We start from the raw sequence: 6417 nt of genomic DNA, 5'->3' as shown, positions 1-6417 counted from the left end.
GGCGAACGCACCGGCAACGTCGACCTGGTGACCCTGGCGTTGAACCTGTACACCCAGGGCGTCAACCCGGGCCTCGATTTTTCCGATATCGACGAAGTGCGCCAGTGCGTCGAAGACTGCAACCAGATTCCGGTCCACCCGCGCCATCCGTATGTCGGCGACCTCGTGTTCACCGCCTTCTCCGGTTCGCACCAGGACGCGATCAAGAAAGGCTTCGCCGCGCAAAAAGCCGACGCCATCTGGGAAATTCCTTACCTGCCTATCGATCCTGCCGATCTCGGTCGCAGCTACGATGCCGTGATCCGCGTCAACAGCCAGTCCGGCAAGGGCGGCATGGCTTACCTGCTGGAACAGGAATACGGCCTGGCCATGCCGCGCCGCCTGCAGATCGAATTCAGCCGCGCGATCCAGAAAGCCGCCGACGCCACCGGCAAGGAAATCGCCGCCAGCGACATCTACAACATCTTCAAGCAAGAGTACCTGGACAAGCAAACGCCATATGTGTACCGCGGCCACCGCATGAACGAAGACTCCAGCCAGGCGCAGCCGATCAGGATCAAAATCGACATCATGCGCGACGGCCAGGCGCAGACGTCGAGCGGCCACGGCAACGGCCCGATCGACGCCTTCGTCAATGCGCTGGGGCTGGACATCAAGCTGATGGATTTCCATGAGCATGCAATCAGCGCCGGCGCCGATGCACAAGCCGCCAGCTACATCGAACTGCGCCTGAACGACGCCCCTACCGGTTTCGGCGTCGGCATCGACGCCAATACCCTGACCGCCTCGTTCAAGGCGATCCTGAGCGCAGTCAACCGGCAGATTGAAATTGCCGGCGATGCCGCCAACCAGGAAATCGCCGGCAGCGCCGCGGCAGCCTAGTTTTTGTTTATCCGGTTGCCGTGGCGATCACGCGGCAACCGGCCCCGTGCAGCCTGGGCATTACCGTACCCTCAGCGCACTTCAGCGTTGCAGGGCCTTTATCGACAGGCTCCTGCGCACTGCAAGACACAGATTGCCGCCACCAGCGGCAGACGAAAAAAAACCGCTACCTGGTAGCGGTTTTTTTATTCCAGCGAGGCGGATCAGACCAGTGCAGCTGCGCTGGTCAGGCTGCCGATACGCGAGCGAGCGGCGGCAAAGCCGGCTTCTTTCGCTTCGGGGCCGTAGTTCAGGCCATCGGCGCGCACCACTTCGATCTCGGTAATGCCGAGGAAACCGAACAGCACTTTCAGATAGTCTTCATGGGCGATGCCGGTAGGGCCGCCGGCATGCTTGCCGCCGGTGGTCGAAACGATCACGACGCGCTTGCCCTTGGCCAGGCCTTCAGGGCCTTTGTCGGAGTAGCTGAAAGTCACGCCGGCGACACAGATCTGGTCGATCCAGGCCTTGAGCTGGGTCGGCACGGTGAAGTTGTACATTGGGGCGCCGAGCACGATCACGTCGGCGGCCAGGAATTCGTTCAGGATCGCTTCGTTCAGTTCCACTTCCAGCTTTTGCGCCAGGTTGCGTTTTTCCGCAGGCGTGCCTTTGGCGGCGAAGGTAGCGCCGCTCAAGTGGACGGTAACGTCTTTGCTGAGGTCGCGGTAAGTCAGTTCAAGGTCCGGATCAGCGGCTTGCAGCGTAGCCACTACTTCACGGGTCAGTTGGCGCGAAGCCGAAGCGTCGCCGAGGATGCTGGAGTCGATTTGTAAGAGTTTCATGATATAAGCCGTTCGATTAAATTAAGAGTGGGTCAAAATCTATAGCGTCCGTAATATCGCGATGCCAACAGAGTTTGATTAACCTGGTTTCTGAACCATTGGGCACATCCTACCCTCGACTCATAAATAGAACTAGATAGCAAAAATAAGATATATTGTTCTACATACAGAACAATGGATGACTGCCATGCAAGACTTAAACGACCTGTATTTTTTTGCCAATGTGGTGCAGGAAGGTGGTTTCACGGCCGCCGGCCGCAGCCTGGGCGTCCCCAAGTCGCGCCTGTCACGGCGCATAGCGGAACTGGAAACCCGCCTTGGCGCGCGCTTGCTACAGCGCAATACGCGTGGCATCGCCCTGACCGACCTCGGCAACCGCTATTACCAGCATTGCCAGGTAGTGATTGCCGCCGCCGAGGCGGCCGAGCTGGCGGTGACCAGTTCGCTGGCGGAACCGAGCGGCACGGTAAGGGTGACTTGTGTGGTGGCGATTGCCCAGTCGGAGGTGGCGACGGCGTTGCCGGCCTTCCTGGAGCGTTATCCGAAGGTGAATATCGACCTGCTGTTTACCAACCGCCGCGTCAACCTGCTGGAAGAAGGGGTGGATGTGGCGGTACGGGTAAGGGCTCCCGAAGACGAAGACCCGAACCTGGCCACCAGGAGGCTGCGCGCCGCTTCCGGCGTGCTGGTGGCGACGCCGGAACTGATGTCGCGCTACGCCGCCCCGCGGCATCCGCGCGACCTGGCCAAACTGCCGTTCCTGGGCGCGGTCGATCGCGACCGCCGGGTCCACCTGATGCTCGACGGGCCGGACAAGGAACGTTTCGAACTGGTGGCGGAGCCGCGGCTGGCGGTGGAAGATTTTTCCTTGCGCAAACGGGCAGCGCTGCACAGCCTCGGCCTGACCATGCTGCCGACCGAATACTGCATGGAGGAGATGGACCAGGGCAGCCTGGTGCATGTGCTGCCGGACTGGAGCATGCCGGCCGGCCACCTGCAAGTGGTCTATCCGACCCAGAGAGGCCTGCTGCCGGCAGTGCGCGTGTTTGTCGATTTCCTGATCGAACATCTCAGCAAGATGCGGGTCGCTCCCGGCAACTGTCCACGCTGACTCAAGAACGGGCCAAGCGGATCCCGCTGAACTGCCAGCGCGCGGTCGCGGGGAAAAAATTGCGGTAGCTCAGGCGCGCATGGCCGGCCGGCGTGGCGGAGGACGAGCCGCGCAGCACATACTGGTTCACCATGAACTTGCCGTTGTATTCGCCTACCGCGCCTGGCAAGGCGACGTAGCCGGGATACGGCGCATAGCTGCTGGTAGTCCATTGCCATGCCACCCCAAAATAATCCGCGGACTGGCTCGCCGCTGCGTACTCCCATTCCGCCTCGGTAGGCAGACGGGCGCCGGCCCAGCGCGCATAGGCCTCGGCTTCGAAAAAGGAAAGATGGGTAGCCGCTTCATGCAGGGCCAGCGGTTGCAGGCCTTGCAAGGTGAATTCACGCCAGGCGGAGTCGAATTGCGCATGCGCGCTCTGCCAGTACAACGGCCGCGTCAGTTTCTGCTGCTGCACCCATTCCCAGCCGGCCGCCAGCCATAGCAGCGGATTGCGGTAGCCGCCGTCTTCCACAAACGCCAAGTACTCGCCGTTGCTGACCAGCCGCGACGCCATCGAAAACGGTTCGACAAACTGGCGGTGGCGCGGCGTTTCGTTATCGAAGAAAAAACCCTGCCCGGCATGGCCGACCTCGACAATCCCGGCCTCGTACGGCTGCCATGACAAGGCTGCCGATGCAGCGGCGCCGGTGCTAGCTTCCGCCATCGCATTGGACGCCAGGTAAGGCGGCAGCAAAGGATTCATGGCCAGCAGATGCTTGATATCGGTCAGCATCAATTCCTGGTGCTGCTGCTCATGCTGCAATCCGAGCTCGACCAGCACCGACAGCTGCTGCGCCTGCTCCGGCGCCAGTGTTTGCCCGAGCAAAGCCAGCAGACGCTGATCGACGTTTTGCCGGTACGCCAGCACTTCGTCCAGGGCCGGCCGGGTCATTAGGCCGCGCTGTGCGCGCGGATGCTGCTCGCCTACCCCTTCGTAATACGAATTGAACAGTACCCGGAAGGCTGGATGAAACGGCTGGAAACTGGGCTCGAACCGTTCCAGGATGAAGGTTTCAAAAAACCAGGTGGTGTGCGCCAGGTGCCATTTCGCCGGACTGGCGTCGGGCATCGATTGCACGCAGCAATCCTCTGCCGACAGCGGCTGCACCAGCCGGCTGGTCTGGTCGCGGATCGTGGAAAAAGCTTTCGCCAGCTTGTGCATCGGGTTCCTGTCTGGGTATTTTTGTTCAGGCGGCCTGGGCATGGCAGACCATGAACCAGTCGTCGGGATCGGACCAGGTCTGCACGGCGCCGAAGCCGGCCAGCTGCAGCATTTCGATAAATCCCTTGCGGGTATATTTATGGCTGCTTTCGGTATGGATGCGCTCGCCGCGCGCAAACCGCCGCTCGCCGCCGTCCTGCCAATGGACGGTAAGCTCGCGCCTGGCTTCCAGATGCATTTCTACACGGTACTGCGCGCTATTGTAGAAAGCGCGGTGGCGCCAGTCGGCGGGCCGGAAATCGGCATCCAGCAAACGATTCACATGACGCAGCAGATTCAGGTTGAACGCCGCGGTGACGCCCAGCGAATCGTCGTAAGCGGCATCCAGGATCGCTTTGTCCTTGATCAGGTCGACCCCGATCAGCAAACCGCTGTGGCTGCCGGCCATGCCTTTGCGAATCCGTCGCAGGAACATCAATGCCTCCAGCGGCGCAAAATTGCCTATCGACGATCCCGGATAAAAGAACTGGCGGTGGTGCATGTCCAGCGTCGCCGGCAGTTCAAGTTCGGCGGAAAAATCCATGCCCAGGCAAGTCATCCTGATCTGCGGGAACTGCTGCTGCAGCGCGCTCACCGCTTCCGCCACGAACTGCACCGAGATGTCGACCGCCACGTATTGCCGCGGCTGCAAGCTCGGGAACAGGCGGGCCGCCTTGCTGCAATTGCCGGCCCCGAGGTCGATGAAGACCGAAGCAGGTCCGACCGCGGCGGCGATCTCCTGTTCGTATTGCGCGAAAATCGCCGCCTCGGTGCGGGTCGGATAATATTCAGGCAATTCGCAGATCGCCGCGAACAGGCGCGAACCAAGCACATCGTAGAGGTATTTTGGAGAGGTATGAGCGTGCGCGGCCAGCAGGCCGGCTACCAGCTGCTGTTCGATTTCGTCTTGCGCCACGCTGGTTTGCGCCACTTGCGCTGCTTGCGACAATTGAGCCAAGGGATTCTCCTGAGATGGCAATCATAAAATTACACATTTCACTGCCGGGATTCAAGTCCGCTCGATTGAGGGCCTGCGCTATCGCGCAACATCCACTACACTAGCAAGCTGCCCTTTCAAGCTAAGCATGCTGTACAAAGTATATCGATATTCGATTGACGGTTGAAGTTCCCTTTCAAGAGAATACAATGCGCGGCCGGTCTCTTAACGGATTGCAATACAAATGCAAAAAATATTAGCACAAACACATTTTTCCGCCGTACTCGCTGCATCCGCCACACCTTGCATCAGCGTTGCCGGATCAAGCTTGCAGGCAATTGCACAGCCCCACTGAAACCGACATGACAACCATAACTTCCAAAGAACCTCAAAAAAGCAGTCTGGGCACGCTCGTCGGGCTGGTTCCCTTCCTGGCCCCGTATAAACGGCAGTTCGTGATGGCCAGCCTGGCCCTGCTGGTAGCGGCCGGGGCTACGCTGGCGATCCCCTATGCGTTCCGGCAGATGATCGACCTTGGCTTCAGCGCCGGCGGCATCCAGGGAGCCAACCATATTGACATGTATTTCCTGGCTCTGTTCGGCGTCGCCTGCGTGCTGGGCGTGGCAACCGCGGCGCGTTTCTACATGGTGTCCTGGCTTGGCGAGCGCGTCACGGCGGACCTGCGCAGCGCGGTCTATTCGCATGTCGTCACGCAGAGCCCGCAGTTTTTCGAAACCACCAAGACCGGCGAAGTGCTGTCGCGCATCACCACCGACACCACCCTGATCCAGGCCCTGGTCGGCACCAGCATTTCCATGGCCTTGCGCAACGCCTTGCTGTTCGCCGGCGGCATGGTCATGCTGTTCATCACCAGCGTCAAGCTGAGCGCGATCATCCTGGTGATGCTGGCGCTGGTGGTGCTGCCGATCGTCTGGTACGGCCGCCGCGTGCGCAAGCTGTCGCGCGATTCGCAAGACCGTGTCGCCGACGCCTCGGCGATGGCCGGCGAGATCCTCAACGCGATGCCGACCGTGCAGGCATTTACCCATGAAACCATCGAAGCGCAGCGTTTCGGGGTCTCGATTGAAAATGCATTCGGCACCGCGATGCAGCGCATACGCGCACGCTCCGTGCTGACCATGATGGCGATCCTGCTGGTGTTCGGCGCCATTGTGTTTGTGCTGTGGCTGGGTGCGCACGCCGTGGTCCAGGGCCGCATGAGCGGCGGCGAACTCGGCCAGTTCATCTTGTACGCGGCCTTGCTGGCCGGCTCCATCGGCGCCCTGGCGGAAGTCATGGGCGACGCCCAGCGCGCCGCCGGCGCCACCGAACGGCTGCTGGAACTGCTGGCGGCGCAGTCGCCGGTGCAATCGGTGCTGCTGCCGGATACGCTGCCGCCGCGCACTGCGCAAGGCGCGGCGCT

Annotated in this window: 6 protein-coding genes; 3 read left to right on the top strand and 3 right to left on the bottom strand. The window is 61.1% G+C overall.

The window, feature by feature from the left end:
• A partial coding sequence (locus JWQ61_RS00830; RefSeq protein ID WP_304358840.1) for an alpha-isopropylmalate synthase regulatory domain-containing protein occupies positions 1 to 882 on the top strand: 882 nt, incomplete at its 5' end.
• A gap of 203 nt (positions 883 to 1085) precedes the next feature.
• Here JWQ61_RS00830 and JWQ61_RS00825 read toward each other — a convergent pair.
• Complete coding sequence (locus JWQ61_RS00825) at positions 1086 to 1703, bottom strand: FMN-dependent NADH-azoreductase (protein ID WP_304358839.1); 618 nt, start codon at positions 1701 to 1703, stop codon at positions 1086 to 1088.
• Between the two features lie 187 nt (positions 1704 to 1890).
• Here JWQ61_RS00825 and JWQ61_RS00820 point away from each other — a divergent pair, with 187 nt between their 5' ends.
• On the top strand, positions 1891 to 2814 hold the full coding sequence (locus tag JWQ61_RS00820) for a LysR substrate-binding domain-containing protein (RefSeq protein ID WP_304358838.1): 924 nt from the start codon (positions 1891 to 1893) through the stop codon (positions 2812 to 2814).
• 1 nt (position 2815) lies between these two features.
• On the opposite strand, the gene egtB is transcribed toward JWQ61_RS00820, so the two are convergent.
• Both egtB and egtD read right to left on the bottom strand, forming a co-directional pair.
• The gene (gene egtB, locus JWQ61_RS00815) at positions 2816 to 4018 is read right to left on the bottom strand and encodes an ergothioneine biosynthesis protein EgtB (protein WP_304358837.1); all 1203 of its coding nucleotides are present in this window, start codon (positions 4016 to 4018) and stop codon (positions 2816 to 2818) included.
• A 25-nt stretch (positions 4019 to 4043) separates the two neighbouring features.
• Positions 4044 to 5006, bottom strand: a complete 963-nt coding sequence (egtD, locus tag JWQ61_RS00810) for an L-histidine N(alpha)-methyltransferase (RefSeq protein ID WP_304358841.1) — start codon at positions 5004 to 5006, stop codon at positions 4044 to 4046.
• Between the two features lie 350 nt (positions 5007 to 5356).
• On the opposite strand from egtD, the gene JWQ61_RS00805 reads away from it, so the two are divergent.
• On the top strand, positions 5357 to 6417 hold a 1061-nt coding region (locus tag JWQ61_RS00805), incomplete at its 3' end, for an ABC transporter transmembrane domain-containing protein (RefSeq protein WP_304358836.1).

Origin of the sequence: Collimonas fungivorans (assembly GCF_028292705.1) — a bacterium.
GTDB lineage: Bacteria > Pseudomonadota > Gammaproteobacteria > Burkholderiales > Burkholderiaceae_D > Collimonas > Collimonas fungivorans_B.
The sequence above is the reverse complement of the archived record's forward strand: the minus strand, read 5'-3'. Positions and strand labels throughout refer to the sequence as shown.

Coding starts and splice junctions, on each gene's coding strand:
- egtB (WP_304358837.1), bottom strand. CDS start 4,018: ATGCACAAGCTGGCGAAAGCTTTTTCCACGATCCGCGACCAGACCAGC.
- JWQ61_RS00820 (WP_304358838.1), top strand. CDS start 1,891: ATGCAAGACTTAAACGACCTGTATTTTTTTGCCAATGTGGTGCAGGAA.
- JWQ61_RS00825 (WP_304358839.1), bottom strand. CDS start 1,703: ATGAAACTCTTACAAATCGACTCCAGCATCCTCGGCGACGCTTCGGCT.